Origin of the sequence: Mesotoga infera, from assembly GCA_011045915.1 — a bacterium.
Classification (GTDB): Bacteria; Thermotogota; Thermotogae; order Petrotogales; family Kosmotogaceae; genus Mesotoga; species Mesotoga infera_D.
The window spans coordinates 1-2253 of record DSBT01000266.1 but is presented as its reverse complement, the minus strand read 5'-3'; the positions used below and the strand labels follow the sequence as shown (position 1 = coordinate 2253).

2 protein-coding genes are annotated in these 2253 nt (G+C 47.3%); both read right to left on the bottom strand.

Annotated features, from left to right (window positions below; translation table 11 throughout):
• Positions 1–88: 88 nt before the first annotated feature.
• Entirely contained in the window at positions 89–544 is a 456-nt protein-coding gene (locus tag ENN47_09005) for a MarR family transcriptional regulator (protein HDP78302.1), read from the bottom strand.
• Complete coding sequence (locus ENN47_09000; GenBank protein HDP78301.1) at positions 534–1913, bottom strand: MATE family efflux transporter; 1380 nt, start codon at positions 1911–1913, stop codon at positions 534–536. The genes ENN47_09005 and ENN47_09000 overlap by 11 nt, the downstream gene beginning before the upstream one ends.
• Between the last annotated feature and the right edge of the window lie 340 nt (positions 1914–2253).

The window sequence follows — 2253 nt, the reverse complement described above, 5'->3', positions numbered from 1 at the left end:
TAATTTAGAAACACTTGAAGGCACTGGCCCGCGCGTAACGCACGGGCCGGTCGCTTCTGATACCAAGTTGGATCCCAGACGAGACATGTCATTGGTCTTCTTTAGCTTTCCTGGCATTCTCTGCTGCTCTTTGAAGAAGAGAAAGCAGTTGACGTTTCTCATCATTTGAGAAGCCTTCTGTTAGGAGTCCCTCAAGGCTTTTTCCCAGCATTCTCAGGTCTTCACCAAGCATCTTCCCGCTTTCTGTGAGGTGAAGCCTGTAACTCCTGCTGTCTAATGGGTCGGGTTCCCTCCTTATATAGCCTTTTCTGGTAAGTTTCTTCATGGCTTTAGCAGTAGTTCCCTTATCGACACTTAGAATTTCGCTGAGCTCATTCTGGGTTATTCCGTCTCTGGACATCAGCACTCTCACAAAGAAGAAGTGGCCGCTTCCCAGCCCAAATCTCTGCATTTCCCGGCTGAAATAAACGTTTGCACTGCGCGAAATGCGATATATCCAGCGGCCAATGTACTCTTCTCTATTGAAGGCTGGATCACGCGACATCCGTTGTGCCTGCCTCAACACTGAGCTCACTTGATCGGAATATCTTCAGTTCTCTAAGGTAGAAAACCAGCGATATTGCGAAAGCGATCAAATCGGCAAGTGGAAAGGACATCCAGATGCCATTAATCCCCAGAAAGCGAGGAATCACTAGAATCAAAGGGATAAGAATGATAATCTGTCTAAGGAGGGATAAGAAAAGTGCGGGTATGGCCTTGCCGAGTGCCTGGAACATTCCGGACGCAATAACCTGAATCCCGATCGTAGGAATGGCAAGGACCACAATTCTGAGAGCAAAGATCGTGGGTTCAATAAGCTCGATTTCATCAGTGAAAATCGATATGAGTTGTCTTGCAAAGAAGAACATTATGATTGTCGAGAAAAGGGCGATCAACGTGGTAACTGCGGAGGCCAGTTTGACAGACTCTCTTGCTCGCCTCATTTTTTTGGCGCCGTAGTTGTATCCTACAATTGGAAGAAATCCCTGATTCACGCCGAACATTGGCATAATGAAAACCATTAGAAGTCTGTTGATTACCCCAAACACCGCAACGGCAATATCCCCGCCGTAAAATACTAGCGAATTGTTGAGAACCACAGCGAGAAGGCTGCCTGCCACCTGTCTTGAAAATGCAGAAAGACCCACGGAGACTGTTTCCTTCAGGATTCTCCACTCTGGAAGCAAAGAAGCCAGAGAGACTCTCAACAGACTCTTTCCGCTGGTGAAATAAAAGAGAATATAGACCGAGGTAATCGCCTGAGACAAAACGGTTGCCAGCGCCGCGCCTCTTATGCCCATGTTGAGAGTGAAAATGAAAATGAGATCAAGAACTATGTTAAGAACAGCAGAGATCAACATTGCAGCCATTGCTATCTTTGGTTTTCCTTCTGCCCTAATAACATGGCTCATAGCCATTCCAAAAGAAAAGAAAGCGCTTCCGAGAAGTATTATGCCCAGGTATTCTCTCGCATACGGAATGATGGTTTCACTCGCTCCGAGCATTATGAGCAACTGATCTATAAAAAAGTATCCCAGCAGAGTCATCGCCAATCCGAAGGCGATCGAGAAAGCCATTACGTTTCCAGCGGCGCGCCTTGCCTTTTCGTGATTCTTTTCACCCAGCGCCCTGGATATAACTGAAGCGCCGCCGATTCCGAACATCTGAGCAAATGCCATAACGAATATTTGAACAGGGAAGGAAATAGATATGCCCGCTATGCCCATCGACCCGACGCCTCTTCCGACGAAAATTGTGTCGACGAAGTTGTACATTGCCTGAACGAGCATGCCGATAGTCGCAGGCAAAGAGAGACTGAGAAGAAGCCTTCCTATCTTCTCCTCCCCAAGCATCTTATGTATGTCTCTTTCCATAACTCACCTCTAGGATAGTTGCATATTCAACTATTATAATTCATAGTAGTATCGAATGCTTTCTCTCACTTTCGCGCCGGTAGTTTTGATTCTATAAGAAGGGAATTGGCAATCGTTGTCCGTCAACGGGCCGCCGTCCTCGAGATGGGACGGTTGCAAGTTGTCAGTTCCAAGCTGCATAAGAACCGCTGTGCGCTTAAGGGCGGAGAACCCGCTCATCGCTTTGAAATACGGTTGACCGTTCACCGAAAGAACCAAGCCCAGATTCTGACCAAATTGTCGGGACGAATGATGCTTTTCGAATTGCTTCCCAGCGAAGCGGGCATTGCGACCTGGCGTG